This window comes from Actinoplanes sp. NPDC023714, assembly GCF_040639855.1.
Classification (GTDB): Bacteria; Actinomycetota; Actinomycetes; order Mycobacteriales; family Micromonosporaceae; genus Actinoplanes.
This window is the reverse complement of sequence record NZ_JBFAAR010000002.1, coordinates 1,061,448-1,085,108: the sequence shown is the minus strand read 5'-3', so window position 1 is coordinate 1,085,108 and position 23,661 is coordinate 1,061,448. Positions and strand designations below refer to the sequence as shown.

The following is a 23,661-nucleotide window of genomic DNA, read 5'->3' as shown; positions in this document are numbered from 1 at the left end:
GCCCGAACAGGGGGCCCCGGAACGGGGCTCCCGGAAGCGCTCCGCCGTCACGACCATGGGAAACCACCGGCCGGTCGACGGAGGAATCGTGGCAAGCACAACGAACGTGTGGAAAGCGCGCAGCGCCGCCCTCGCCGGGGCGGCGATGTCCCACGCCGCGGGCCTGATGCGCAACTGGGACACGCAGGCGAACTACATGCTGACGAGGCCCACGAACGAGTGGTCCTTCGTCAACATGAACACCTACTTCCCCTCCGCGACGGTGCGCCGGGGCGCGCACACCGAGCCGCTGCCGGAGCGCGCGGCGGCGATGGACTGGCGCGGCCTCGCCGACTTCCACGAGCGGACGTTCACGACCGCCTTCCTGGTCCTGCACCGGGGAGCGCTGGTGCACGAGAGCTACCCCGGCCTCTTCGCCGGCCGGGAGAGGCGCTTCCAGCTGTTCTCGCTGAGCAAGTCCGTGCTCTCCCTTCTCGTCGGCGCCGCCGTGCAGAGCGGGCTGCTGCACGACCTCGCGGATCCCGTGATCCGTTACCTTCCGGGATTGAAGGGCTCGGCGTACGAGGGACCGACCGTCGACGACCTGCTGACCATGTCCAGCGGCGTCGGCGGGGCGGAGGACTGGAGTGACCCGGCCAGCAGCATCAACCAGTTCTCGGGAACGATCTTCGCGGGCGGTTCGCTGCACGACATGGCACGGTCGGCGACCCGGGCGGCCGCTCCCGGGACCACGTTCAACTACTCCACTCTCGACGCCCAGGTGCTCGGCTGGGTCGTGGAGGCGGCGACCGGCTGCACCCTCGCGGAGTACGCCTCCCGTGCGCTGTGGAGCAGGATCGGCGCCGACCGCGACGCCTACTACTGGCTCACCCGCAGCCGTCCGCATACCGCCGTGGGAGCGGCGTCCCTCAACGCGACGGCCCGCGACGTCGCGCGGCTGGGTCTGCTGATGTCCCGCCACGGGCGGGTGGGCGACGCGCGGGTCCTGCCGGCGGACTGGATTCCGCGGTGCCGCGGGGCCGCCGCGCCGCACCTGGCGGTCGGCGCGCTGGGCCCCAGCGGCCGGCCGCACTACGGCTACGCGAACCTGTGGTGGACCCTCGGCGGTGAGCACGAGGCATTTACAGGGATCGGCATCTACGGTCAGTATCTGTACGTCGATCCGGCAGCCGACGTCGTGATCGTCAAATTGAGCGCCTGGCCCCGGCCCGACGACGACGACCTGGACCGGGAGACCATCGGCGCGTTCGAGGCGCTGGTGCGAGGGTTCGATACGACGGACAGGGAAGATGGACGATAGCTACGACATTGCCGACTTCATCACCGATCGCACTCGCCGGACGCTCGGGCGCCGGATCTACAACCCGCGATTCCAGGCTCTGCTCGACGCGGGGATGAGCCTGCTCAAGTCGCGGGTCGGCGCCGGGGTGGAGAATCCCTTCAGCTTCCCGTCGACCGACGCCGTCTGCATCGAGGCGTCCCGGCTGCCCCCGTTCGCCGAGGTCACGGTGCCGGCCGCGAGCGAGGGCCTGCAGCCGATCCCGGACCGCAAGCGCCTCAACTCGGCGCAGAACGCGTTCAAGAAGTCGTGGACGAGGACCGAGCACTACCGGGCCGACCTCGCCATGTACACGCTGACCATGCCGGCGTGGTTCGCCGGGGACGAGATCGCGCACACCGCGCTGCAGCAGATGATCGCCAGCCCGGAGACGGTGGACGTCGTCCTGGAGCGCATCGCCTGCCAGGATCTGCACCTCTTCGAGAACTCGCTCTTCCGGGTGCAACTCGTCATGCAGGCGATGTCGCCCACCGGGGACGTCATCATCGGTCAGGCCCTGGACCGGATGTACAAGAACATCGACCGCACCTGGACCACCGTCTACCAGGGCATGCTGGACCACTACAAGCTCCAGCTGCGGCCGGACGTCACGGTCGCCGACATCACCAGCATGCTGACGGCGACCGCGGAGGGAACGGGACTGCGGCGGCTCGTGCAGTTCAGCAACGAGTCGATCTACAACGCCATCCGGCAGCGGTCGATCCTCGGCAAGGCGGCGCTCTGCTTCTTCAGCGCCAGCATCGCCCCGGACGGCGACACCCGCACCCTGGCGGCGCACTTCCGCACCGCGCTGACCTCGGCGGTCAGCTGATCTTCCGGCGGTAGATCGCGGTGGCGGCGGCGTACGCGGCCACCAGGATGCCGGCGCACCAGGCCAGCGCGATCCCGATGTCGTCGCCGGCGGGCTGCTCGGCGAAGAGCGCGCGGACCGTGTTGACGATGGAGGTGACCGGCTGGTTCTCGGCGAACCACGCGACCGGGGCGGGCATCGAGTCGGTCGGGACGAACGCCGAGCTGACGAACGGCAGGAAGATCAGCGGGTAGCTGAAGGCGCTCGCGCCGTCGACGGTCTTGGCGGACAGCCCGGCGATGACGGCGATCCAGGTCAGGGCGAGCGTGAACAGGATCAGGATGCCGGCGACGGCGAGCCAGGCGAAGACTGAGGCGCCGGTGCGGAATCCCATGAGCAGCGCGACGCCGGTGACGACGGCGAGCGACGCCAGGTTGGCGACCAGTGAGGTCAGCACGTGCGCCCACAGCACGGAGGGCCGGGGGATCGGCATCGACTGGAAGCGTTCGAAGATCCCGCCCTGCATGTCGAGGAAAAGACGATAGGCCGTGTACGCGATACCGGACGCGATCGTGATGAGCAGGATGCCCGGCAGCATGTAGTTGATGTAGGAGTCGCCGGATCCGGTGTCGATGGCGCCGCCGAACACGTACACGAACAGCAGCATCATCGCGACCGGGGTGACCGCCGTGGTGACGATGGTGTCCGGGCTGCGCAGGATGTGCCGCAGCGAGCGGCCGGTGAGGGTTCCGGTGTCGGTGAGCGTGTGCGCGGTCATCGCGAACCGCCTCCTGTCAGGGCGAGGAACACGTCCTCGAGGGTCGGCTGCTTCTCGACGTACTCGACGGTGGCGGACGGCAGCAGCCGCTTGAGCTCGGCGAGGGTGCCGTTCTGGATGATCGTGCCCTGGTGCAGGATCGCGATCCGGTCGGCGAGCTGTTCGGCCTCGTCCAGATATTGCGTGGTCAGCAGGATGGTCGTGCCGTCCGCGGCGAGCTGCTTCACCGTCTGCCACACCTCGATGCGGGCCTGCGGGTCGAGGCCGGTGGTCGGCTCGTCGAGGAAGACCACCGGCGGGTCGCCGACGAGGCTCATCGCGATGTCGAGCCGGCGGCGCATGCCACCCGAGTACGTGCCGGCCCGGCGGCCGCCCGCGTCGGTGAGCGAGAACCGGGCCAGCATGGCGTCGGCGATCGCTCCCGGGTCCTTGAGGTGGCGCAGCTTCGCGACCAGGATCAGGTTCTCCCGGCCGGTCAGGATCTCGTCGACCGCGGCGAACTGGCCGGTCAGGCTGATCGACCGGCGGACGTCGCCGGGGGCCGACGCGACGTCGAAGCCGTGCACGCGGGCGGTGCCGGCGTCCGCCTTCAGCAGCGTCGACAGGATCCGCACGAGGGTGGTCTTGCCGGCGCCGTTCGAGCCGAGCAGGGCGAAGATGGTGCCGGCCGCCACGTCGAAGTCGACGCCCCGCAGCACGTGCAGATCCTGGTAGGACTTGGTGACGCCGCGTACCTCGATCGCGGTGGTCATGAGCTCTCCTCCCCGGCCGCGGCGGCGTCGATCGCGCCGCGCAGGCGCGTGCGCTCCTTGTCGATCCACTGCTTGCTCGAGTACGCCTGCACGAACGTCTCGGCGAACTCGACCGGGTCGTCGCCGACGACGGCGCGGACCGGGGTGCCGTCGGCCGCGGCGCGCTCCCAGAGGTCGGCGAAGTCGCGGAGCATCGTGACGAGCGTGTCGCCGTCCGCGATGCCGCCGTAGTAGTTGAAGTACCGGTGCAGCGCCTTCGCCGCGTCGCGGTGGGCCGGCGGCAGCGCCTCGATGCGGGCCATGTCCTGCTTGTACTGCTTCTTCTGATCGAGCGATCCGACCAGCATCTCGATCCATTTGGCGGCCATGCTCATGCTCCTTCGGCGGGCGGGGTGTCGGTGGGCCGGAGCTGCTCGATGCGGTGCGCCAGGACGTTCCAGGTCGCCCAGAACTCGGCGAGCTGGTCGCGTCCCTTGGCGTTGAGCGTGTAGACCTTGCGCGGCGGCCCCTTCTCGGAGGGGACCTTCTCCACGTCCACGAACCCGCGCTGCTCGACGCGCACGAGCAGCGCGTAGACGGTGCCCTCGGCGATGTCCGCGAACCCCTGGTCGCGCAACCAGGCGGTGATCTCGTACCCGTAGGCGGATTTGCGGGCCAGGATCGCCAGCACGATCCCTTCCAGGGTGCCCTTGAGCATCTCGGTCATCTGATTGCCCATGCGTGCCCTCACTATTCAGCGTCATTGAGTACCAGTAGAAAGTAACACTAGGTACCGGTAGCTAGCAACGCTGAATAGTGGCGGCGATCGTCTACTCCGGGCGGCGCCACTCCCCGGCGAGCAGCCCGTAGGTGTAGCCGTCCACCCAGCCCAGCTCGGCGTGCCAGGAGTCCTCGACGCCGTGCTGCTCCCGCCGCATCCCGATCTTCTCGAGGATGCGCACCGAGGCGAGGTTGTCCGCGTAGCAGCCGGCCGTGATCCGCCGGACGCCGAGCCGGTCGAAGGCGTACGCCACCATGGCGGTGACCGCCTCGGTCGCATAGCCGCGGCCGCCGTGGGCCGGGTCGAAGACGTACCCGAGGTCGCCTTCGGTGCGCGGTGGCACGCCCGGCTGCCCCATGCCGTCGGACACCCGGAGCGACACCGTCCCGATCACCAGGCCGCCGAGGGTGACCGCCACGCTGTGGTCGTCGGGATCCCCGGCGATGCGACGCAGCTCCGCGCGCAGCGAGGCCGCGTCCACCTCGGTGGTCAGCAGCCAGCGGGTGACCTCCGGCAGATTGCGGTACTCGAGGATCCGGTCGGCGTCCTGCTCACGCACCGGCCGGAGCTCCAGCCGATCGGTACGAAGTGTGGTGTCCCCCATGGGGCGCCACTGTAGTGAGAGGCGGCCATCGGCTCACGCGATTTCCGGCACCACCTGCACGTCGTGCTCGTCGGAGCAGAACAGCCAGGTCGGCGGGATCGTCACGGTCTCGGCGGCCTCGCGGTTCGCGATCGGGGACCACTGGCCGGCGACCGCCTCCCGGTAGACGCCGCGGGCGGTGCCGGCCAGCGCCCGGCCGCCCGCACCGGCGGCGACAGCGGTGACCGGTTCGAACCGGGTCCGGTCGCGCAGCGGCAGGCCGGAGTTGACCGACGCGCCCGCCCACGAGGGATTGGCCGCACCGGTGTCGTAGCGCAGCGTGCCCGCGCTCTGCGAGGCGGCCAGCACGGTACGGCCGTCGACCGCGAGATCCCAGCAGGTGCCGCCGGTCCAGCCCGCCGCGAGCGGCTCCCAGTGCAGCGCGTTCTCGAACAGCCGCGCCCGGTGGCAGCCCTTGCCCGGCTTGCTCGGGTCGGCCTCGCCGAGGCCGGCCCACAGGTACGTCGCCGTGCCGTCGTCCTGCACCGCCAGGGTGCGCACGTCCGCGTCGGCGAGACCGATGTGCTGGAACGTACCCTGGCGGCCGCCGGCCGTCGACAGGTGGACGCCGAGACGGCCCTGCGCCGCGACCGCCACACCGGTGCCGGCGGCGAACGTCACCACCGCGGCGAGGCCACGGTCGGGATCGGCCGGGTCGACCATCACCCGCAGCGGGACCGCGCCCGGAGCGAGCGGCAATTCGTGGAGTCCGTCGTCGGCGGACAGCAGCAGGGCGCCGGCGCCGGCACGGTCCACCCAGGCCACACCGGTCACCGTGGCCGGCAGCTCGGCGAGCCGCGTCCAGTGCTCCCCGAAGTCGTCGGACAGGTACACCCGCGAGACGGCGTCGGCGGTCGCGGTGACCACGGCGAGGGCGCCGGGCCGGTGCGGTGGCGCCGGGGCCACCCGGCGGATCTCCTCGTCCGGGAACCGGCCGGCCGGCTCCCAGCCCGCGCCGCCGTCGGTGGAGCGGAACAGCACGTCCGTGCCGGTGGCGTACCAGACGTCCGGCCGGGCCGGGTCGACGGCGACGTCACGGACCCTGGCGTCCGGGGCCTCGCGCACCACGAACCGCAGCTCGTCCACCCGGGACTTCTCGGGTAGCGACTGCTCGACGACGGCGCGCACGTCCGCGGCCCGCAACGGCTCGCCGAACCGCCGGCCGTCGGCGCGGCCCGCGGCCGGCAGCGGGCTGATCATCTGGTGGAGGCGCTCGTGCAGGCGGGCGCGGACGGCGTCCGGATCCTCCTGCGCCGGGACGGTGACGCGGCCGCGGACCGACACCGGCTTGTACCGCGCCCAGCCGACGACGATGCTGCTGCCGAGCGGGCAGCAGCCGTCCAGGAGCCGCTGGACCGCCCGGAGCGCCTCGGCGTCCTGGTGCGCGGTGAGCGCCTCGGCCGGCAGCCGCCAGCCGGGCCGGGCCTGCGCCGTCACCCGCGGAACCAGCGACACCAGGATCTGACCGGGGCGGCCGTAGGGCCCCGCGCTGCCGGGGGCGAATGCGCCGGCCCGGGCGATCGCCTCGGATCGGCCGGTCGCGAGGGACTCGATGTCGGCGGCGGTGACGGCCCGGCGCTGCGTGGACAAAGCGTACTGCCGGCGGGCCGTCCAGCCGGCCCGGTCCTCGAGCGGCCGTCCGCCGCGGGCCGGCGACGGGTTGGTGACCCGCAGCCCGGGGACCGGCTCGCGCAACGCCGTCACCGTGTTCGCCGCCACGTTGCCGTCCGGGCCACCGCCGGTCCGGTACCAGACCCGGATCGCGGCGCCGGCCGGCGGCAGCGCGGCGAGGGCGCGCGGTCCGGCGACGGCGGTGTCGCGCAGGTCCAGCTCGGGCGCGAACAGGATCGTCCCGGAGGCGCGGTCCAGGAAGTACACGCGGTCGGCGCCGGCGACCCCGGCGAACGTGGACACCGGCTCCCACAGCTCGTAGGTGACGCCATACCAGACCCGCGCCGGCGCGCCGCCGGCCGGCGAACCGTCCGGCCGGGCGACCCCGAGCAGCACATCGTGGGCGTCGCCGGTGGCCGCGATCGGCGCCCGGGCCACCCGCAGGAGCTGCCCGGGCTCGCCGGTGGCCACGCCGATCAGCTCGCCGTCGACCGTTTCGCCGTGGTACGCCCGTACGCTCGCCTCGGTCTGCCCTGGCTCGAAAGCCACCGACCAGGCGGTGCTGAACACGACCGGGCCGGCCGCCACACAGGTCCCGGCAGGGATGCTGATCCGGTCGGCGGCGGCGCCCTCCCTGGTGAACACGAGGTCCACGGAGGCCGCGGCCGGCGGGTGGCGAAGCGGCAGGACGAGGATCTGAGACGCGGTCATCACACACCTCCCGCCGCACTATCGCACCGGGAGAGTGGCGGCGGGCATCGGTGAAGCGGGCCGGTGGCGGCTCGGTCGATCCGCCATGGGTTCAGATTCGGGCCGCCTGATCTAGTAGGAGCCGGTTCACCAGTGCGGCGAGGTGTGCCGGCGCCTCCAGGTGGGCCAGGTGTCCCTGATCGCTGAGCTCGTGCACGTTCGCTGCGGGCACGTGGCGGGCCACGTCCTCGAACGACGTCCCGTAGGGCGCCCGGCCCCGGTTGCGCTCGCCGACGATCAGGTCGACCCGGGCCGCCCTCGTGGCGAGAGCGGCCGGCTGCGGCGCCTCGTTGACGGCCCGGGTCTCCGCATAGGCCGGCGCGCCGAGCCGCCGCAGCTCGGCCCAGGTCGCGGCGTCGGCGCGCAGGGCGCGTACCGCCTCGTCCGGCATGCCGGTCACCTGTCGCAGCGCGACCTCGACGACCGCGTCGCGGTCGGCGGCCTCGTCGGCGCGCCGGAGGTCGGGGAGCGCCTCCGCGCCGAACGGGGCCATCACCGGCTCGTACGCGATCACCTGCGGCACGGCGACCGTGTCCGCCAGGCGCAGGGCGATCAGCCCGCCGTAGCTCCAGCCGAACAGCGCGCGGACGTCGGCGAACCGCCGCAGGACGGCGGCGGCGTCGGCCACCTCGGTGGTGAGCCCGTAGGTGCCGGTCAGCGGCCCGGAGGGATGCCGGCCACGCCGGTTCACCACCGCGACCGCCGGCCCGTCGAGATGCCGGGCTACCGCACTCCACGCGGCGGCGTCGGCCATCGCGCCGGGGATGACGACGATCGCCGGCGCGTCCGGGTCCCCGTACACGTCCACGGTCACCCAGCTGCCGTCGACGTCGACCCTATTCTGAATCAATTGCTCCATAATCGGATTGTGGAGCGAATGCTCTAGAATTGTCAACATGGCCTCACGACCCGCCGGGCGACCACGCTCGTTCGACCGCGACGACGCTCTGCGCCGGGCGGCGCACCTGTTCTGGCGGCACGGCTACTCCGGTACGTCGACGCGCATGCTGACCAGCGCACTGGAGATCTCCAGTTCCAGCCTGTACGCGGCGTTCGGCACCAAAGCGGCGCTGTTCGACGAGGCGGTGCGCACCTACGCGCTGCGCTACAGCGCCATCTACGACCGGGCGCTGGCCGAGACCACGCCGGCCCGCGTCATCGACGTGTTGCTGACCGAGTCGGTGCACGAGTTCACCCGCGCCGGCGAGGGGCATCCGGGCTGCCTGACCAGCAGCGCGGTGATGGCCGACGCCTCGGCGACCCTCGACGTCCGGGCCTACGTCGCGCAGCTGCGGCAGGCCGACGAAGCGCGGCTGCGGGCGCGCCTCGAGCGCGCGTGCGCGGACGGCGAGGGGGAGCCGGCGGTGCCGGCCGCCGTCCTCGCCGGCCTCGTGCAGACCCTGTGGGAAGGGCTGTCGGCCCGCGCCGAGCTCGGCGCCACCCGCGACGAACTGCTCGGTGTGGCGGGCGCCGCCGCGAGCCTCCTCCACCAGGGATAGGGGCGGCGGTCGCCTATCCGACCGAATCCTTTGTAGAGCCGAAGGCCGGGGTGACGCTGAGCACGTTCACCGAAGGACGGCGCAACGGATTCGGACGGAGGCGACATGACTGACCCGGGCAAGTCTCTGAGCCCGAACAAGGCGATCATCAAGCGATTCAGCGACGAGATCGTCAACAAAGGAAACTTCGACTCGCTCGACGAGATCGTGGACGAGAAGGTCAGATTCGAAACCGCGGTGGCCGGCATCGGCACCGGCCGGGAAGGTGTCCGGCAAGTCTTCGGGGGCCTGCACAAGGGCTTCAGCCAGGTCGCCTGTGCGATCGAAGCGCTCGTCGAGGACGGGGACACCGTGGCGGAGCGGTTCACCTTCACCGGCACCCACACCGGTGAGTTCCGCGGCCTGAAGCCGACGAACAGGTCGGTGCGCTTCCACGGCATGGCGTTCTTCCAGATCGCCAACGGGAAGATCGTCGCCCGCTGGGGCGTGGAGGACCACCTCGAGATGATGCGGCAGCTGGGGTTCTCGCCCCGGCCGGCGGCGCAGGACTGACCGGACGCACGACCGGGGAGGGGGCGGCCGTGGGCATTGCGCACCGGTTCTACCCTCGGCATCGTGGCCACTCCCGATGGCGACAGCGCCTACCAGAACGCCACCCCCTCCGACCTCGCCGCCCGGCCCTGGACACCCCCGGCGAAGCGCCCGACGGTCGTGGCCGCCCTCCTGACGGCCCTCCTGGTCGCAGCCCTGCTCTGCGCCGGCCTGGTGGTCGTCGGCCGCAGCACGCCCGCCGACCCCCTGCCGCCGCCGCAGCGCGAGGTGCCGATCGCGCCGGTCGCGCCCGATGAGCCGGCCGCCCCGATCCAGGTGATCTACGAGGTCACGGCCAGTGGATCGGGCAACGTCGGCAGTGTCAGCTTCACCGACCAGGACGGCGACATCATCCGCCGCGGCGGGATCCCGCTGCCGTGGCGGACCACCTTCACCGCGGACCGGCGGTCGCCGCTGGTGCTGCACGCCCAGCGCAAGGCCGGCGGTGACGCGGGACCGGTGTCCTGCTCGATCACCGTGGACGGCAAGGTGATCGCCAATACGACGGAGCAGGGCCGGTACGCCGCACCCCAGTGCAGCGGATGATCACTTGATCCGCTCCTGCCGGGTCCAGCTCGTCCAGCCCCGCTCGCGCATCAGCTCCCGCATCCGGTACGCCTGCGGGTGCGCCTCGTCGGCGAGCGCGTCGAGCAGGTCGAACGGCAGCTGGTCGGCCGTCTCGACGGCTTCCACGACCGCGCCGGCGGCGTAGGCCTCCTCGGCGAGCTCGGCCATGATGTCGGCGGCCTCCTCCATGAGCCGCTCGTTCTCCGCGTCGGTGTTCCGGTCGCTGTCCAGCAGCCGCGACAGCACCCGGTAGAGCCGGACCATGCGCGGGTCCTCGAGCTGGGCGAACTTCGCCGGGATCCACTCGCGGACCTGGTCCGGCCAGCGCGCCGTGATCATGATCCAGCCGTCGCGCTCGGCCTCGATCATGCGCTCGGAGGCGCCGATCTCGCGGAGCCGGTCGAGGTAGGCGAGCACCTCCGGCGCGAGCGCTCCGCTGTTGCCGGCGGCGAGCCGCGCGATCTGCCGGCGGCTGGTCCGCAGCCGGTCGATCTCGCCGGCCAGGCGCTCGTCGATGCGGTGGATGGCCGCCGCGAAGTCGTGCTCGTCGGCGTGCAGCAGCGGGGTGATCTCGGACAGCGGCACCCCGGCCCCGGCCAGCGTACGGATCTTGAGCAGGGCCACGACGGCGTGCGCCCCGTACCGCCGGTAGCCGGACGCGTCGCGTTCCGGCTCCGGCAGCAGGCCGATCCGGTGGTAGTGCCGGACCGCGCGCACGGTCACGCCGGTGTAGGCCGCGAGTTGGCCGATCGTCAGCATCCCGTCCAGCATGCCCTGCTCACGAGATCTTGTGGCGGTAGGCCATCACGGCGACGACGTAGGCGACCACCAGGATCCCGGCGCACCAGGCCAGCGCGGTCCAGACACCGGTGCCGACCGGCTGCCCGGTGAACAGGTCGCGCAGCGTGTCGACGATCGAGGTGACCGGCTGGTTCTCGGCGAACGCGCGCACCGGGGCAGGCATCGACTCGGTCGGCACGAACGCGGAGCTGACGAACGGCAGGAAGATCAGGGGATAGGCGAACGCGCCGGCCCCGTCCACCGACTTCGCGGTCAGGCCGGGGATCACCGCGAGCCAGGTCAGCGCCAGGGTGAACAGTCCCAGGATGCCGATCACCGCGAGCCAGCCCAGCACGTCCGCCCCGGTCCGGAAGCCCATCAGCACCGCCACGAGCACCACCACGACCAGCGAGATCATGGTGCCCACCAGCGACGTCAGCACATGCGCCCACAGCACCGCCGGCCGGGCGATCGGCATCGACTGGAGGCGCTCGAACATCCCACTCTGAAGATCAAGAAAAAGACGATAGGCCGTGTACGAGATACCGGACGCGATCGTGATGATCAGGATGCCCGGGAGGAGATAGTTCACGTACGAGTCGGACCCGGTCTCGATGGCGCCGCCGAACACGTAGACGAACAGCAGCATGAACGCGATCGGCATGACCGCCGTGGTGATGATGGTGTCCGGGCTGCGCGCGATGTGCCGCAGCGAGCGGCCGAGCAGCACCGACGTGTCCCTGATCATCGGTTCCCTCCCACCAGCGTGAGGAAGACGTCCTCGAGGGTGGGCTGCTTCTCGACGTACTCGACGGTGGCCGCCGGGAGCAGCCGCTGGAGCTCGGCGAGGGTGCCCTCCACGAGGATCCGGCCCTCGTGCAGGATCGCGATCCGGTCGGCCAGGTGCTCGGCCTCCTCCAGGTGCTGGGTGGTGAGCAGCACGGTCGTGCCGCCCGACGCCAGTTCCCGGACGGTCTGCCACACCTCGAGGCGCGCCTCCGGGTCGAGCCCGGTCGTCGGCTCGTCCAGGAAGATCACCGGCGGGTTCCCGATCAGGCTCATCGCGATGTCCAGCCGGCGGCGCATCCCGCCGGAGTAGGTGGCGGCGCGCCGGCCGCCCGCCTCGGCCAGCGAGAACCGCCGCAGCAGGTCGTCGGCGACCGCGCCCGGGTCGCCGGCGCGGCGCAGCCGGGCCACCATGATCAGGTTCTCCCGGCCGGTCAGGATCTCGTCGACCGCCGTGAACTGCCCGGTCAGGCTGATCGACGCCCGGACGTCGGCGGCCCGGCCGGCCACGTCGAACCCGTTGACGGTGGCGGTTCCGGCGTCCGCCTTCAGCAGGGTGGACAGGATTCGCACGAGGGTCGTCTTGCCGGCCCCGTTCGAGCCCAGCAGCGCGAAGACGCTGCCCCGCGCCACGGCGATGTCCACTCCCCGCAGCACCCGTACGTCCTTGAACGACTTCTCCAGGCCCGCGACCCGTATCGCGTCGGCCGTCGATGTGATGCTCATGCCCGCCAGGATGGAGGGTTGACGCAGCGTCAGGGTCAAGCCTTTGTCGGGGGAGAAGTCCGGGGATCACCCGATGCCCGATCACGAACGTCGCCCCACAGTGGACACATGAGAAGACGTGCCCGATATACGCTGCCACTGGCCGGTGTCCTGCTGCTCGCCGGAGCCGCGGCGCCGGCAGCCGCCGAGCGTGCGCCCGGCCGCGAGGGCCTCGTCCAGCTGCGGCGGGACGTGGACGCGCTCTACGCCACCGGCGCGACCGGAGTGCTCGCCGAGGTCAGCGGATCCGGGCGGCCGCTCACCGCACGCGCCGGTGTCGCCGACCCCGCCACCGGCCGGCCGGTCGCCGCGAACGCCCGGCACCGGATCGAGAGCACCACCAAGACGTTCGTCGCCACCGTGGTGCTGCAACTGGCCGGTGAGGGCCGGCTCGGCCTGGACGACCCGGTGCGGCGATGGCTGCCGGGCCTGGTGACCGGTGGCGAGGCGGTCACCGTGCGGCAGCTGCTCGGTCACACCAGCGGGCTGCCCGACTACGCCGACGACCTGCCGCTGAGCCGGGCCACCTCGAAGCAGCAGTTCGACAGCGAACGTTTCCGCCCGATCCCCGCCGAGCAGCTGATCGCGATGGCGATGCGCCACCCGCCGGTGTTCGCCCCGGGGCAGGGGTGGGCGTACTCGAACACCAACTACGTCCTGGCCGGGATGATCATCGAGAGGGTGACCGGCGCGCCCTGGGAGCAGGCGGTGCACGATCGGATCGTCGAGCCGCTCGGCCTGACCGGCACCGTGCTGCCGGGCACCTCCGCCCACCTGCCGTCGCCGCGCCTCGCGGCGTACCAGCGGCTGCGGCCGGGCAGCGAACCGGTCGACGTGTCCACCCGCGTCGCCGGGCACGCCGACGCGTCGATCATCAGCACCCCGGAGGACGTCAACCGGTTCCTCCGCGCGCTGCTGAGCGGCCGGCTGCTGAAGCCGGCGCAGCTGCGGGAGATGCAGGCGACGCGCCCGGCCGAGCCGTTCGCGGCCGTCTGGGACGAGCCGGGCTACGGGCTGGGGCTGATGAAGCGCCGCCTGCCGTGCGGGGGATGGGCGTGGTTCCACGGCGGCGGCTGGTGGAACGCCATCACCGACAACGCGGTCACCGCGGACGGGAGCCGTGCGGTCACCGTGTTCCTGGCCGGCTCGCTCGACCCGGGCCAGGACCCGACCACGCAGGCGAAGGCGTCCGCGAGACTGATCGACCACGCCCTGTGCGCCGACCGGTGAGCATCACGTGAGCCGCTGCACCGCCTCCCGCACGGTGCCGTCGACCTGGATCCGGTCGTAGCCGCGGAGCCGCACCCGGAAGGTGGCCGTGGCGAGCGCGGCACGCACCGCGGCACGGGTGACGGGGTCGTCGGAGCGCAGCGCGGCCCGCACGCGCCCGAAGACCTCGTCCACCTGCCCGATGTCGTAGCCGCGCAGCACCACGGTGAACGACGGCGGCGCCGGATCGCTCTGCTCCGCGGCCGGCCCCGCCGCGCGCAGCCGATCCCGGATGGCCTCGTCCACCTGGTCGCAGGCGTACCCGCGCAGCACGACCGGCAGATCCGGGGCGAGCAGCGTCTGCCGGGCCGACTCGCGCAGCGCCGGATCGGACGAGGCCAGAGCCGCGTCGGCCCGGGACAGCAGCTGCTCCACCCGATCCCTGTCGTACCCGCGCAACGCAACGGCGAAGTTGAATGTCACGGGTGCACAGTGCCAGACCGGCGCTCGGCGGAACGATTCAGGCGCCGGCTCCGCCGTCCACCGGGATGACCGCGCCGGTGACCATCGACGACCGGTCGCTCAGCAGCCAGGCCGCGACCTCGGCCACCTCGGCCGGATCGGCCATCCGGCCCAGCGGCACCGAGGTGGTGATCCGGGCCTTGACGCCCGGGGTGGCGGCCTCCCACGCCTCGATCATCTCGGTGGCGGTGCCGCCCGGGGTGATGCCGTTGACCCGGATGCCCTGAGCCGCCCACGTCACGGCCGCGGTCTCGGTGATGCTGTTCAGGGCGCGCTTCATCGCCCCGTACGCGGGAAGTGCGGGGTTGGCCCGCCGGCTGCCGATGCTCGACGTGTTGACGATGGCCCCGCCACCGCCGGCCCGCATCAGGGCGGCCTCGGCGTTCATGGCGACCCAGTGCCCGCGGAAGTTCACCGCGAACTGCTCGTCGATCTCCTCGTCGCCGGTGGTGTCGAGCGGGCCCGGCCGCTGGATGGCCGCGCCGTTGTTGAACGCGCCGTCGAGCCGCCCGTGCAGGTCACCGGCCCGCGCCACGGCGGACCGGACGCTGGCCCGGTCGGCCAGGTCGACGGTGACCGCGTCGGCCACGCCGCCCTCCGCCCGGATCTCGGCGACGATCTTGTCGAGGTCCTCGGCGCTGCGGGCCGCGAGCACGACGGAGGCGCCCTCCGGGCGAAGAGGCGGGCCGCGGCGGCGCCGATGCCGCGGCTGGCACCGGTGATGAAGATGACCTTGCCGGTCAGCATGTTCGTCATGGGAGCAAGCCTGGTGGCGGCCGCGGCCCGGAGGCAGGCATCAGCTGTACCAGAATCCGCCCGGCCGTGGCGGGCACACTGGGGGCATGGACAAGCAGGAGCTCGGCGCCTTCCTCCGCAGCCGGCGCGAACGGCTGAGCCCGGCCGACGCGGGCCTGCCCGCCGGTCCGCGGCGCCGCACGCCCGGGCTGCGCCGCGAGGAGGTCGCGGTGCTGGCGCACATCTCGACCGAGTACTACGTGCGCCTCGAGCAGGGCCGCGCGCCCCGGCCGTCCGGCGAGGTGCTGGCCGGGATCGCCGGCGCGTTGCGCCTCACCGCCGCCGAGTCCGACCACCTGCACCTGCTGGCCGGCACCGCGCCGGCCCGGAGCGGGCTCCTCCGCCGCGACGTGCGGCCGAGCATCGTGGCGCTGCTGTCGCGGCTGCCGCAGACCGCCGGGTTCGTGACGTCCGCGGCGTTCGAGGTGCTCGTCTGGAACGACCTGGCCGCCGCGCTGATGGAGGACTTCGGCGCGCTCGCCCCGGAGGACCGCAACCTGGCCCGGCGGGCGTTCCTGCCGCCGCCCGGCCCACCGCTGTACGGGGTCACCGACGCCACCGAGTTCCGGCACCACGTCGTCATGCAGTTGCGCGCCACACTGGCCCGCTACCCCTCCGATCCGGCCGTCACCGGCCTGGTCGCCGACCTGCGGGCCGGCAGCGCCGACTTCGAACGGCTCTGGCAGCGCCACGACGTGCAGCCCGCGCCGATGCTGACCAAGACGTTCCACCACCCGGTCGTGGGCCGGGTGACGGTGGACTGCGACACGATGGCCCTGGCCGACCGCGACCAGAACCTCGTCCTCTACAGCGCCGAGCCGGGCTCACCCGACGCCGACGCCCTGGCCCTGCTGTCGATGGCCGGGTCGCTCGTCTGACGACCCGGCGGTCGAACCTTACGGCCGGCCGCCGGCAAGGCCGGCCCGCGGGCTCACTCGGCGCTCAGCAACACGTCGATCAGCAGCAGCAGTTTCGCTCCCGGGGTGCGCCTCAACCGTGGCACCGGGACCGGCACCATGGCCTCGACCAGGGGCAGGGCAAGGGTGACCGGCACCCGGCGCCGTGCCGCCGGCGCCCCCAGCCGCGCGCTCCACCGCTCGGCGGCGCCGTCCAGCTCCACGAAGACCTCGTCGGCCCCGGCCGCGTCGCCCGCCTGGAAACGCCGCACCAGTTCCGTCATGCCGGAGCGGTAGGACACGACCTCGGGCTGCTCCCGCAACCAGGTGACGGCCCGGCCGAGGCTCCAGCCCCGGTCCTGTGCCACCGACGACACGTACCGGCTGAGTGCCGGAACGGGCAGCTCCGGAATCGCGTCGCCCAGCCACCGGCGCCGGCGCTGCGCGTACCGGGCGCGAACCTCGCCGGTGAAGTTCTCCATGATGGGCCCGGTGAACCCGTACCGGGGAACGTCCTGATCGGGTGCCTTCTGACGGTCGAGGAGCAGATGGGCACCCACCGCCTGCTGCAGTGCGAGGTAGTGGAACAGACGCATCAGCGTCGCCAAGGTGGTCAGCTGCCCGCGGTGGTAGGTGTGCTCGGTCAACCGGTTCTTGATCTCCGACAGCACCGGCCCGCTCTCGGGATAGCGGACCAGCTCCTCGATGACCAGATCCCATGAGTACGAGGACATCGCCCCGCCGATCTCGGTGATCGGCAGCATTTCCGCGCCGGGCAGGATCGTGCGGCCCGCCACGCTCTCGAACATCGCCGCCGCACTGTGCCGCAGTCGGGCGCGCTCGGCCTGGTCCGGGGTGAAGATCTCGACGCCGTCGTCGAGGTCCGCGGTCCAGTCGAGCAGGTGCCGGTTGTACGCGATCGACGGACCGTCGAGGATCACCCGGTCGTAGAGGACCAGGCTCTCGATGACGACGGAGTCCCGGCACGGATCGGCCTCGCGCGGCTCCCACCGGTCGAGCTCCAGTCGTAGCAACGTCGCCGTGTCGATCAGAAGCGGTGCCATGGCGCTGTCCGGCATCGCAGCCCTCCCACTCGGTCTCTCCTATGAGCACTATGCAAAGCACGGCAACGCCACGGAAGGACTGGCATGATGGCCGCCATGGCGACGATCTTGATCACCGGCTCCAGTGACGGCATCGGGCGGCACACGGCGGAGGTCCTGGCGGCGGACGGGCACCGGGTGACGCTGCACGCCCGCAACGATCGCCGTGCCGAGGACGCCCGGGAGGCCGTGCCGGGGGCACACGGTGTGATCGTCGGTGACCTGGCCTCGCTGAGCCAGACCCGGGAGCTGGCGGCTCAGGCGGTCGAGGCCGGTCCGTTCGATGTGGTCATCCACAACGCCGGCGTCGGGGGAGGGCAGTCCGCCCCGCAGCTCACCGAGGACGGCCTGGAGCGGATCTTTCAGATCAACACCCTTGCCCCGTACGTGTTGACCGCGCTCATGCCGGCGCCAAGCCGCTTGATCTATCTCACCTCGGGGTTGGAGGCGGACGGACGGGCACGCCTCGACGATCCGCAGTGGCAGAGCCGGCAGTGGGACGGCATGCAGGCCTACAGCGACTCCAAGCTGTACGACGTGATGCTCGCCTTCGCGGTGGCCCGGCTCCGGCCCGGCACCCTGAGCAACGCGGTCGACCCGGGCTGGATCCGCACCCGGCTGGGCGGCCCGGGCGCCACCGACGACCTGCCGGAGGGCGCCGGCACCCAGGTCTGGCTCGCCACCTCGGACGAGCCGGCGGCGACGGTGACCGGCCGCTACTTCAAGCGCCGCACGGCCCTGCGAGCCAACCCGCAGGCGTACGACGAGGGCCTGCAGGACCGGCTTCTCGCCCTCTGCGCCGACCTCACCGGCGTCAAGCTCCCGGAGTAGTCACCGGCTCGTCCTCGATCCGCCGGCGCACGAGGGCCTCGAGCGCCGCCAGGTCGTCGGGTGCCAGCCAGGTCTCCTCCAGCGGGGTACCGCCCGCCGTCCGGATCGCCGCGGTCAGCGGCCCGGCCCACAGATGCTCGATCAGGGCGACCGCCGCTGTGGAGCCGGGCGGCACGGCGTCGGCCAGCGACCACGTCGAAGCACCGGCGGCGTCGACGCCGGTCTCGTCCTCGCCTTCCGGCTGATGCAGGAGCGCGGCCACCAGCCCGCGGGGTTCCCAGTCGGAGCCGGCGGGCACGTCCAGCGTCGCCACCGTGCCGTCGCCGGCGCGGGCGACGAGCAGCAGGTCGACCAGGCGGACGACGCCGGCCCGGCCGAGCCGGGTGAGCTCGGCCAGGATCTCGCCGGAGAACGCCGGCTGCTCGAATCCCACGACGAGCACCTGCACCGGTCCCATCAGCGGTTCACCCGCGCCCGCAGGTCCCGGTACTCCTCCGCGGTGATCACCCCGGCGTCGAGCAGTTGCCGCAACGCCGGCAGCGGGTCCACCTGCGGTGTCGCGGCCGGGCGGGGCCGCGGGCGGGACGGGTGGGAGGCCGCGTGGGCCTGCGCCGGCGTCAGGCGGCCACCGTAGTAGGGCACGTCGCCGGTCATGCCCGACCGCCGCAACTGCTTCGGCACCAGCAACATCGGTCCTCCTCTCGACCTGCCGCCAGTCTCGCCCGTCCGCCGGGTCCGCACCTCATCCGCAGTGGAGGGTGCAGTCCCGGATCCGGTGGCGGCGGCCGGCGTCGCAGCGGGGAGGGTCGGGCGGGTCAGGAGGAGGCGCGTGGCGCGTACATGATGACGGCGACGCCGATGAGGCAGATCGCGGCGCCGACGATGTCCCACCGGTCGGGCCGGAACCCGTCGACGACCATGCCCCAGACGAGGGAGCCGGCGACGAAGACGCCGCCGTAGGCGGCCAGGATGCGGCCGAAGTGGGCGTCCGGTTGCAGGGTCGCGACGAACCCGTAGGCGCCGAGGGCGACGACGCCGGCGGCGATCCACCACAGGCCGCGGTTCTCCCGCCAGCCCTGCCAGATCAGCCAGGCCCCGCCGATCTCGGCGAGCGCGGCGAGGGCGAACAGCAGCAGCGAGCGGGCGACGGTCATGCCGGAGAACCTACCGGCCGGTGATCGTCACCCGCCGTCGCCGGAGTCACCGTGTCGCACACGAACAGCCGCTCCGGTGCCGGGGCCGGTTCGCGCACCCCGGCCGTGGCTCATCAGCGTGGCGCCCACGCCGAGCAGGGCGACCGCGACGGCCGCCACCGCCTCGGCGTAGCCGAACGACAGGAAGGCGACGATCGCCGCGACCGGGACGCCGACGACGAGGACCTGGCCGGTGACGAGGTCGATGCGCCGATCCAGGCGGGTCCGCTCGTGGGACAGGTGGACCGCGGGGATCCCGGCGGCCGCCACCGCTAGGGTGACGGCCGCCGCCGCCCAGTCCCGGTCCATGGCGATGAGCCCGAGCGCCGCGCCGACGGCGGCGACGGCGACCACGACCAGGACGGCATCGACGCGGACGTGGTCGCGGTGCATCCTCGTGCCACCCCGGCGCCGTACGCCGGTGGCCCGACCGATCTCCGTGCCGCCGCTGCCGACGATGGCACCGGCCAGCGCCGCGAACGCCTCGCCGGCCCCGGTGTCCAGCTCGGTGACGTCGTCGGCGAGCTGGGTGAGGTGGGCGTAGAGGATCCCGGCGAACCCGATCACGAGGCCGGCGACGACCACGGTCAGCCCGAACCGCATGTCCCGCTCGTCGTGCGAAGGCCCGGCCGTCACGAGCGGCTCCCGGCCAGCACGATCCAGGTCACCTCCGGATGCACGATGTCGCTGTGCGCGCCGCTCGGGGCGGTGCCGTTGCGGACGACCGCGCTGCAGTCGACGTTGAGGATGCGGGTCTTCGAGAAGCGGTAGGTGGCGCCGGCCGCCTTGATGCCGTCGAGGGCGGCGTCCGGGTTCTGCGCGCCGTCCGCGCCCATGCCGCCCCAGCGGTAGAGCGCGTCGCGCGCCGCGGACGTCGCATCGCCGGCGGCCAGCGAGGCCAGCGGATAGAAGCGGCCCACCGCACTGTCGTGGCTGGAGAAACAGACCGTCAGCGGTCCGTCGACGCGCTGCCGGCGTTTGCCCAGCGCGCCGTCCCGCCCGGCGTCGAACGGCAGCGGGCTGCAGAAGGCGAAGTGCGAGAAGGCCCCCTGCAGCAGGGTCACCGATTTCACCGGCGAGACCCCGGAGGGAAGACCATCGAGAGCGTACGACACCAGGCGCGCGCCGAAGCTGTGGCCGATCAGGTGCACGCGCAGGCCCGGCCGTTGCGTGGCGATCCGGCCGAGCAGCGGACCGAGCCCTTTGCGGCCGACCACCCCGGCGCGGCCCTTCATCTCCCAGTACGTCGCCCCGCGCAGCGCCTCCTTCGCGCCGTGCAGCAGCTTCTTCAGCCGGTCGCCGATGCCGGCCGCGCCGTCGCCGCCCGGGATCACGGCCCCGGAGCCGGTCAGCGCGGCGAGGTAGCGCTCGTACACCGGGTTGGGGGGATCCGCGAGCATCCCCGGCCTGGCCGGCGCACCCTCGCCGTCGTCCTCGCCCGCCCCGGACCGGGCGGAGAACTCGGCGAGGCCGGCGAAGAAGTCGTCGAGGGTCTGCTGGGTGGGCTCGCGCTCCTTCAGCAGCGCGGCCATCCTCTCGATCGGCACCTTGGCGTCGGGGAACGTGTCGAGCAGGTCGGCCAGGGTCTTCTCGTCGAGCGCGGGTTCGGAGACGAACGTGTCCCCGGAACCGGCGCCGGCCGCCGCCACCCCGCCACCGCCACCCGGCGCGGCGGCCGCGGTGAAGTCCGGGATCGGCTCGTCCGACCACAGCTTGGACGGCCAGTAGACGCCCGCGAGGCCGGCGGTGCCGCGCGGGTCGGCGGTCAGTTGCCGCCCGAGCTCACCGAAGAACGCGTCGTAGAGCCGGCGGGCGGTGCGGTGCTCGTTGTTCCAGCCGTGGCTGAACACGTACAGGTCGGTGAGGTTCCCGGTCTCGGCGAGCAGGGCGTCGGTGGTCCGGGTGTCCGGGTCGCCGTCCTTGTCGAAGGTGACGTCCCAGAACGGTGAACCGGCGATGGAGTCGGTCATGACGTGCTCCTCAGACGATTTGGAGGGCTTTCATGAGGTCGAGCAGGCCGGCGCCCTGGAAGTCCCGGCGGCGGCCGAGGTCGATCGCGGAGTCCACGAAGATCCGCTTGACGCGGTCCGGCTCGCCGATGAACTCGCGCCGGACCGACAGCAGGGCGGCGGCCGCGCCGGAGACGTGCGGTGCGGCCATGCTGGTGCCGCTGTCCTCGACATAGACGGCGCGGTCGTCCGGCGGCTGCTTGCCCGCGCCGACCACGGCGTCGAGGGCCCGGCCGGCCGCGCACGAGGTGATGCGTTCCCCGGGGGCGAGCAGGTCGGGCTTGTCCCGGCCGTCGCCGGTCGGGCCCTTCGAGGAGAAGTACGACACCCCGTACAGATGAGGTGAGCTGCGGTGGGTGGAGCCGACGGTGATGGCGAGCTCGGCGTTGCCGGGGTCGTTCACCGTCATCGCGAACCCGAAGGTGACGGGCGCCTCGCTCTTGACGTTGAGCGTGCCGTAGCCGGAGTTGCCGGCCGCCACGACGACCACGACGCCGGAGCGGACGAGCCGGTCGACCTCCTGGCACAGAGGGCTGCGCCCGCAGGCGAACCACTCCGGCTCGAACGCGTACCCGAGGCTGAGGTTGACGCCGTGGATGCGCATCGCGTCGACGCTGCCCCTGTTGATCTCCCGGACGTAGGCGAGCGCCTGGATGACCCGCGACACCTGGTCGCGCTGATTGCCGCTGAGCCCGCCGACCGCCTTGAGGCTGACCAGCTTCGCCAGGGGCGCCATCCCGGTCAGCAGCGCCGGGTCGATCCTGCGCGGCACCCGCAGCGGGACGGTCTCGCTCTCCACGTTGTAACGGCTCTCGGTGGCGTACACCTCGCGGTTGCCGGGGTCCTCGGCGATCCATCCCTCGATCGCGCCGGCGATGATCCCGGCGACGTGCGTGCCGTGCCCGTCCTCGTCGGCGAGCGCGCCGTCGGCGGTGTCCGGCCCCTCCGGCGGAAAGTAGCGGTGCAGGTCGGCCACCGCCGGGTCGTCGAGGGTGTGCAGGTGCTTGAAGTGCGGGTGGGTGCCGGAGATGCCGGTGTCGATGACCGCCCAGACGATGCCGCGGCCGTCGGCCTCGAACGACTTCCGCGCCGCGTCCGCCTTGATCGTCATGCAGGACGTGTCGATGTGCTTGTGGACCGGGAAGTCCGGCCACACGTGGTGGATGGTGCGCTCGCTCCAGACGATCGGCACGGCGTCCGCGGCGACGAGCCGTTTCGCCTGGCCCATGGTGAGCCGGCCGGCCAGGTAGCGGTCGGCCACGACGACCGGTTCCGGGTCGCCGGGTGCGGCGACGTTCTGCCACAGGGCCAGCAGCCGGGCGAACACGTCCGGCGGCCCGCCCCGGTATCGCAGGTTGACCTCCACCATCACCGGGATCGACTGATCATCGGAGGCGAAGCCGAGGCGGGCCCGGGCTTTCGAATCCCGAAGTGGCATGGCGATCACCCCGGCCATCGCGGCCGGCATGCGGGGCGCGGCGGCGGTTTGCCGCCCGGCCTCGTCAGGTTGCCGCCCGGTCTCGGCGGGTTGCCGATCGGACTCGGCGGGCTCGGGGACGCCGCCGAGCCGCTGTTCTGCCTCGGCGGCTGCGCCGGCCCCGGCCGCGGTGAGGCCGTACGTGACCGGGTCGTCCCGCTGCGCCTCGATCAACCCGGCCGCGAGCAGGTCATCGATCGCGGCGAGCATCTCGCGCTGCCACAACGGCGATTCGGCGAGGCCGCTGTAACCGCGGTCCTGCTCGCCGAACCGGTCGGCGAACCGCAGGGCCACCTCGACGGCGATGCGCCGGGCCGGATGCCGGGTGTCGCGGGGCAGACCGCCGAGCGCGACGAGCGTGCGGTCCTGCCAGCTGTTCGCAGTGGCCATGAGCCACCTCCCGCATCGGAGGGAGACCCTGGCCAGGATGGCGCAGCGGAACCCTCGATCACAGTCGGTTACCCGACCCGATCCGGTGCTAGAAAGGCGGGTATGAGTCTCACCGCGGTCCTTCTGCCCAGCCCGTTCCTCGGCTCGGCCGTCTGGGAGCCCGTCGCCGCGGCGTTGCGCGCCGATCTCGGCGTGTCCGCCGTGGTCGCCGATCCGCCCGTGCCGGCGTCCGCGGACCCGGCCGTCGTGGCGGAGGCGCTGGCGGAGCAGTTGCCGGCCGGGGACGATCTGCTGCTGGTTCCGCACAGCAACGCCGGGCTCTACGTGCCCGCGCTTGCCGGCGCCCGGGCGGTGCGCGGTGTGGTGTTCGTCGACGCGGTCCTCCCGCCGCCGGAGGGTGAGGTGCCGGTGGCGCCGGACGGGTTGCGGGAGCTGCTGCGCGAGCGGGTGGACGGCGGGTTGCTGCCGGTGTGGACGCGCTGGTGGCCGGAGGAGGACGTGGCGGCGCTCTTCCCCGACGCCGCGACCCGCCGGGCGGTGGAGGCGCAGCAGCAGCGGGTGCCGTTCGACTACCTCACCGCCCGGGTGACGGTGACGGACGGCTGGGACCGGATCCCGGCCGCGTATCTGGCGTTCGGCGACACCTATGCCGAGGAACGGGAGGACGCCCGGCGGCGGGGCTGGCCGGTGGCGACGATGGCCGGCGACCATCTGCACATGGTGGTCGACAGCGGCCGGGTCGCGGCGGCCATCATGGAACTGGCGCGGTGAACTCCTGCAGGCCGGCCACGATCACCCGCGAGTGCCGGTCCTCGTCCTCCGCCG

The 23,661-nt window shown here is 72.5% G+C and carries 28 protein-coding genes; 9 read left to right on the top strand and 19 right to left on the bottom strand.

The annotated features are described in order from the left end of the window. The first annotated feature begins 88 nt into the window (after nucleotides 1-88). Both AB0G10_RS13190 and AB0G10_RS13185 read left to right on the top strand, forming a co-directional pair. Nucleotides 89-1,300, top strand: a complete 1,212-nt coding sequence (locus AB0G10_RS13190; protein WP_360919517.1) for a serine hydrolase — start codon at nucleotides 89-91, stop codon at nucleotides 1,298-1,300. Beyond that, nucleotides 1,290-2,150, top strand: a complete 861-nt coding sequence (locus AB0G10_RS13185) for a hypothetical protein (protein WP_360919515.1) — start codon at nucleotides 1,290-1,292, stop codon at nucleotides 2,148-2,150. Before AB0G10_RS13190 ends, AB0G10_RS13185 begins: the two co-directional genes overlap by 11 nt. Here the strand turns inward: AB0G10_RS13185 and AB0G10_RS13180 are convergent. From AB0G10_RS13180 to AB0G10_RS13150, 7 genes are all read right to left on the bottom strand, one after another. Beyond that, nucleotides 2,143-2,907 carry an ABC transporter permease gene (locus AB0G10_RS13180; RefSeq protein ID WP_360919513.1) on the bottom strand — a complete coding sequence of 255 codons (765 nt, stop codon included), beginning with the start codon at nucleotides 2,905-2,907 and terminating at the stop codon, nucleotides 2,143-2,145. The genes AB0G10_RS13185 and AB0G10_RS13180 overlap by 8 nt on opposite strands. After that, nucleotides 2,904-3,659, bottom strand: coding sequence for an ATP-binding cassette domain-containing protein (locus AB0G10_RS13175; RefSeq protein ID WP_360919510.1), 756 nt, complete (start codon nucleotides 3,657-3,659; stop codon nucleotides 2,904-2,906). The genes AB0G10_RS13180 and AB0G10_RS13175 overlap by 4 nt, the downstream gene beginning before the upstream one ends. Further along, a complete protein-coding gene (locus tag AB0G10_RS13170; protein ID WP_360919507.1) occupies nucleotides 3,656-4,027 on the bottom strand; it encodes a DUF1048 domain-containing protein in 372 nt (123 codons plus the stop codon). Before AB0G10_RS13170 ends, AB0G10_RS13175 begins: the two co-directional genes overlap by 4 nt. A 2-nt stretch (nucleotides 4,028-4,029) precedes the next feature. Beyond that, nucleotides 4,030-4,377: a PadR family transcriptional regulator gene (locus AB0G10_RS13165; protein WP_360919504.1), complete on the bottom strand. Its 348-nt coding sequence runs from the start codon at nucleotides 4,375-4,377 to the stop codon at nucleotides 4,030-4,032. A 91-nt stretch (nucleotides 4,378-4,468) separates the two neighbouring features. Beyond that, entirely contained in the window at nucleotides 4,469-5,023 is a 555-nt protein-coding gene (locus AB0G10_RS13160) for a GNAT family N-acetyltransferase (protein WP_360919501.1), read from the bottom strand. 33 nt (nucleotides 5,024-5,056) lie between these two features. Further along, on the bottom strand, nucleotides 5,057-7,384 hold the full coding sequence (locus AB0G10_RS13155) for a baseplate J/gp47 family protein (RefSeq protein ID WP_360919498.1): 2,328 nt from the start codon (nucleotides 7,382-7,384) through the stop codon (nucleotides 5,057-5,059). Between the two features lie 91 nt (nucleotides 7,385-7,475). Further along, nucleotides 7,476-8,282, bottom strand: a complete 807-nt coding sequence (locus AB0G10_RS13150; RefSeq protein ID WP_360919495.1) for an alpha/beta hydrolase — start codon at nucleotides 8,280-8,282, stop codon at nucleotides 7,476-7,478. A 37-nt stretch (nucleotides 8,283-8,319) separates the two neighbouring features. On the opposite strand from AB0G10_RS13150, the gene AB0G10_RS13145 reads away from it, so the two are divergent. From AB0G10_RS13145 to AB0G10_RS13135, 3 genes are all read left to right on the top strand, one after another. Further along, a complete protein-coding gene (locus AB0G10_RS13145) occupies nucleotides 8,320-8,922 on the top strand; it encodes a TetR/AcrR family transcriptional regulator (protein ID WP_360919492.1) in 603 nt (200 codons plus the stop codon). 105 nt (nucleotides 8,923-9,027) lie between these two features. Then, nucleotides 9,028-9,474: an ester cyclase gene (locus tag AB0G10_RS13140; RefSeq protein ID WP_360919489.1), complete on the top strand. Its 447-nt coding sequence runs from the start codon at nucleotides 9,028-9,030 to the stop codon at nucleotides 9,472-9,474. 63 nt (nucleotides 9,475-9,537) lie between these two features. Continuing rightward, nucleotides 9,538-10,059, top strand: coding sequence for an MmpS family transport accessory protein (locus AB0G10_RS13135; protein ID WP_360919486.1), 522 nt, complete (start codon nucleotides 9,538-9,540; stop codon nucleotides 10,057-10,059). Here AB0G10_RS13135 and AB0G10_RS13130 read toward each other — a convergent pair whose 3' ends face one another. The 3 genes from AB0G10_RS13130 to AB0G10_RS13120 are packed head-to-tail and all read right to left on the bottom strand — an operon-like array spanning nucleotide 10,060 to nucleotide 12,372. Continuing rightward, complete coding sequence (locus AB0G10_RS13130; protein ID WP_360919484.1) at nucleotides 10,060-10,839, bottom strand: MerR family transcriptional regulator; 780 nt, start codon at nucleotides 10,837-10,839, stop codon at nucleotides 10,060-10,062. It abuts the gene before it with no gap. A gap of 19 nt (nucleotides 10,840-10,858) precedes the next feature. Beyond that, complete coding sequence (locus tag AB0G10_RS13125) at nucleotides 10,859-11,608, bottom strand: ABC transporter permease (RefSeq protein ID WP_360919481.1); 750 nt, start codon at nucleotides 11,606-11,608, stop codon at nucleotides 10,859-10,861. After that, entirely contained in the window at nucleotides 11,605-12,372 is a 768-nt protein-coding gene (locus tag AB0G10_RS13120) for an ATP-binding cassette domain-containing protein (RefSeq protein WP_360919480.1), read from the bottom strand. Before AB0G10_RS13120 ends, AB0G10_RS13125 begins: the two co-directional genes overlap by 4 nt. A gap of 108 nt (nucleotides 12,373-12,480) precedes the next feature. On the opposite strand from AB0G10_RS13120, the gene AB0G10_RS13115 reads away from it, so the two are divergent. Beyond that, nucleotides 12,481-13,641: a serine hydrolase domain-containing protein gene (locus AB0G10_RS13115; protein WP_360919478.1), complete on the top strand. Its 1,161-nt coding sequence runs from the start codon at nucleotides 12,481-12,483 to the stop codon at nucleotides 13,639-13,641. A gap of 3 nt (nucleotides 13,642-13,644) precedes the next feature. On the opposite strand, the gene AB0G10_RS13110 is transcribed toward AB0G10_RS13115, so the two are convergent. Continuing rightward, a complete protein-coding gene (locus AB0G10_RS13110; protein ID WP_360919475.1) occupies nucleotides 13,645-14,103 on the bottom strand; it encodes a hypothetical protein in 459 nt (152 codons plus the stop codon). 37 nt (nucleotides 14,104-14,140) lie between these two features. Further along, nucleotides 14,141-14,797 (bottom strand): SDR family oxidoreductase, encoded by a 657-nt coding sequence (locus AB0G10_RS13105; RefSeq protein ID WP_360919472.1) that lies wholly within the window; start codon nucleotides 14,795-14,797, stop codon nucleotides 14,141-14,143. 187 nt (nucleotides 14,798-14,984) lie between these two features. Here AB0G10_RS13105 and AB0G10_RS13100 point away from each other — a divergent pair, with 187 nt between their 5' ends. After that, nucleotides 14,985-15,815, top strand: a complete 831-nt coding sequence (locus AB0G10_RS13100; protein ID WP_360919470.1) for a helix-turn-helix transcriptional regulator — start codon at nucleotides 14,985-14,987, stop codon at nucleotides 15,813-15,815. Nucleotides 15,816-15,868: 53 nt separating this feature from the next. On the opposite strand, the gene AB0G10_RS13095 is transcribed toward AB0G10_RS13100, so the two are convergent. Further along, nucleotides 15,869-16,897, bottom strand: coding sequence for a hypothetical protein (locus AB0G10_RS13095; RefSeq protein WP_360919467.1), 1,029 nt, complete (start codon nucleotides 16,895-16,897; stop codon nucleotides 15,869-15,871). Between the two features lie 96 nt (nucleotides 16,898-16,993). Between AB0G10_RS13095 and AB0G10_RS13090 the strand changes: the two genes are divergently transcribed. Beyond that, on the top strand, nucleotides 16,994-17,767 hold the full coding sequence (locus AB0G10_RS13090) for an SDR family NAD(P)-dependent oxidoreductase (RefSeq protein WP_360919463.1): 774 nt from the start codon (nucleotides 16,994-16,996) through the stop codon (nucleotides 17,765-17,767). Here the strand turns inward: AB0G10_RS13090 and AB0G10_RS13085 are convergent. From AB0G10_RS13085 to AB0G10_RS13060, 6 genes are all read right to left on the bottom strand, one after another. Beyond that, entirely contained in the window at nucleotides 17,751-18,224 is a 474-nt protein-coding gene (locus AB0G10_RS13085) for a DUF6325 family protein (protein WP_360919460.1), read from the bottom strand. The genes AB0G10_RS13090 and AB0G10_RS13085 overlap by 17 nt on opposite strands. Next, complete coding sequence (locus AB0G10_RS13080) at nucleotides 18,224-18,457, bottom strand: SHOCT domain-containing protein (RefSeq protein ID WP_360919458.1); 234 nt, start codon at nucleotides 18,455-18,457, stop codon at nucleotides 18,224-18,226. Before AB0G10_RS13080 ends, AB0G10_RS13085 begins: the two co-directional genes overlap by 1 nt. Nucleotides 18,458-18,582: 125 nt before the next feature. After that, on the bottom strand, nucleotides 18,583-18,921 hold the full coding sequence (locus AB0G10_RS13075) for a YnfA family protein (RefSeq protein WP_360919455.1): 339 nt from the start codon (nucleotides 18,919-18,921) through the stop codon (nucleotides 18,583-18,585). A 27-nt stretch (nucleotides 18,922-18,948) separates the two neighbouring features. Beyond that, nucleotides 18,949-19,596 carry a hypothetical protein gene (locus AB0G10_RS13070; protein WP_360919452.1) on the bottom strand — a complete coding sequence of 216 codons (648 nt, stop codon included), beginning with the start codon at nucleotides 19,594-19,596 and terminating at the stop codon, nucleotides 18,949-18,951. Next, nucleotides 19,593-20,930: a hypothetical protein gene (locus tag AB0G10_RS13065; RefSeq protein WP_360919450.1), complete on the bottom strand. Its 1,338-nt coding sequence runs from the start codon at nucleotides 20,928-20,930 to the stop codon at nucleotides 19,593-19,595. The genes AB0G10_RS13070 and AB0G10_RS13065 overlap by 4 nt, the downstream gene beginning before the upstream one ends. 10 nt (nucleotides 20,931-20,940) lie before the next feature. Next, on the bottom strand, nucleotides 20,941-22,836 hold the full coding sequence (locus tag AB0G10_RS13060) for a S8 family peptidase (protein WP_360919447.1): 1,896 nt from the start codon (nucleotides 22,834-22,836) through the stop codon (nucleotides 20,941-20,943). 102 nt (nucleotides 22,837-22,938) lie between these two features. On the opposite strand from AB0G10_RS13060, the gene AB0G10_RS13055 reads away from it, so the two are divergent. After that, nucleotides 22,939-23,607, top strand: coding sequence for a hypothetical protein (locus tag AB0G10_RS13055; RefSeq protein WP_360919444.1), 669 nt, complete (start codon nucleotides 22,939-22,941; stop codon nucleotides 23,605-23,607). The last annotated feature ends 54 nt before the right edge of the window (nucleotides 23,608-23,661 follow it).

What these genes read in the sequence shown, in the direction of transcription:
- AB0G10_RS13090 (WP_360919463.1), top strand. Translation starts at nt 16,994, where the DNA reads ATGGCGACGATCTTGATCACCGGCTCCAGTGACGGCATCGGGCGGCAC.
- AB0G10_RS13065 (WP_360919450.1), bottom strand. Translation starts at nt 20,930, where the DNA reads ATGACCGACTCCATCGCCGGTTCACCGTTCTGGGACGTCACCTTCGAC.
- AB0G10_RS13150 (WP_360919495.1), bottom strand. Translation starts at nt 8,282, where the DNA reads ATGGAGCAATTGATTCAGAATAGGGTCGACGTCGACGGCAGCTGGGTG.
- AB0G10_RS13060 (WP_360919447.1), bottom strand. Translation starts at nt 22,836, where the DNA reads ATGGCCACTGCGAACAGCTGGCAGGACCGCACGCTCGTCGCGCTCGGC.
- AB0G10_RS13175 (WP_360919510.1), bottom strand. Translation starts at nt 3,659, where the DNA reads ATGACCACCGCGATCGAGGTACGCGGCGTCACCAAGTCCTACCAGGAT.
- AB0G10_RS13085 (WP_360919460.1), bottom strand. Translation starts at nt 18,224, where the DNA reads ATGGGACCGGTGCAGGTGCTCGTCGTGGGATTCGAGCAGCCGGCGTTC.
- AB0G10_RS13080 (WP_360919458.1), bottom strand. Translation starts at nt 18,457, where the DNA reads ATGTTGCTGGTGCCGAAGCAGTTGCGGCGGTCGGGCATGACCGGCGAC.
- AB0G10_RS13075 (WP_360919455.1), bottom strand. Translation starts at nt 18,921, where the DNA reads ATGACCGTCGCCCGCTCGCTGCTGCTGTTCGCCCTCGCCGCGCTCGCC.
- AB0G10_RS13185 (WP_360919515.1), top strand. Translation starts at nt 1,290, where the DNA reads ATGGACGATAGCTACGACATTGCCGACTTCATCACCGATCGCACTCGC.
- AB0G10_RS13160 (WP_360919501.1), bottom strand. Translation starts at nt 5,023, where the DNA reads ATGGGGGACACCACACTTCGTACCGATCGGCTGGAGCTCCGGCCGGTG.
- AB0G10_RS13170 (WP_360919507.1), bottom strand. Translation starts at nt 4,027, where the DNA reads ATGGCCGCCAAATGGATCGAGATGCTGGTCGGATCGCTCGATCAGAAG.
- AB0G10_RS13125 (WP_360919481.1), bottom strand. Translation starts at nt 11,608, where the DNA reads ATGATCAGGGACACGTCGGTGCTGCTCGGCCGCTCGCTGCGGCACATC.
- AB0G10_RS13055 (WP_360919444.1), top strand. Translation starts at nt 22,939, where the DNA reads ATGAGTCTCACCGCGGTCCTTCTGCCCAGCCCGTTCCTCGGCTCGGCC.
- AB0G10_RS13140 (WP_360919489.1), top strand. Translation starts at nt 9,028, where the DNA reads ATGACTGACCCGGGCAAGTCTCTGAGCCCGAACAAGGCGATCATCAAG.
- AB0G10_RS13120 (WP_360919480.1), bottom strand. Translation starts at nt 12,372, where the DNA reads ATGAGCATCACATCGACGGCCGACGCGATACGGGTCGCGGGCCTGGAG.
- AB0G10_RS13145 (WP_360919492.1), top strand. Translation starts at nt 8,320, where the DNA reads ATGGCCTCACGACCCGCCGGGCGACCACGCTCGTTCGACCGCGACGAC.
- AB0G10_RS13115 (WP_360919478.1), top strand. Translation starts at nt 12,481, where the DNA reads ATGAGAAGACGTGCCCGATATACGCTGCCACTGGCCGGTGTCCTGCTG.
- AB0G10_RS13095 (WP_360919467.1), bottom strand. Translation starts at nt 16,897, where the DNA reads ATGGCACCGCTTCTGATCGACACGGCGACGTTGCTACGACTGGAGCTC.
- AB0G10_RS13155 (WP_360919498.1), bottom strand. Translation starts at nt 7,384, where the DNA reads ATGACCGCGTCTCAGATCCTCGTCCTGCCGCTTCGCCACCCGCCGGCC.
- AB0G10_RS13165 (WP_360919504.1), bottom strand. Translation starts at nt 4,377, where the DNA reads ATGGGCAATCAGATGACCGAGATGCTCAAGGGCACCCTGGAAGGGATC.
- AB0G10_RS13130 (WP_360919484.1), bottom strand. Translation starts at nt 10,839, where the DNA reads ATGCTGACGATCGGCCAACTCGCGGCCTACACCGGCGTGACCGTGCGC.
- AB0G10_RS13100 (WP_360919470.1), top strand. Translation starts at nt 14,985, where the DNA reads ATGGACAAGCAGGAGCTCGGCGCCTTCCTCCGCAGCCGGCGCGAACGG.
- AB0G10_RS13180 (WP_360919513.1), bottom strand. Translation starts at nt 2,907, where the DNA reads ATGACCGCGCACACGCTCACCGACACCGGAACCCTCACCGGCCGCTCG.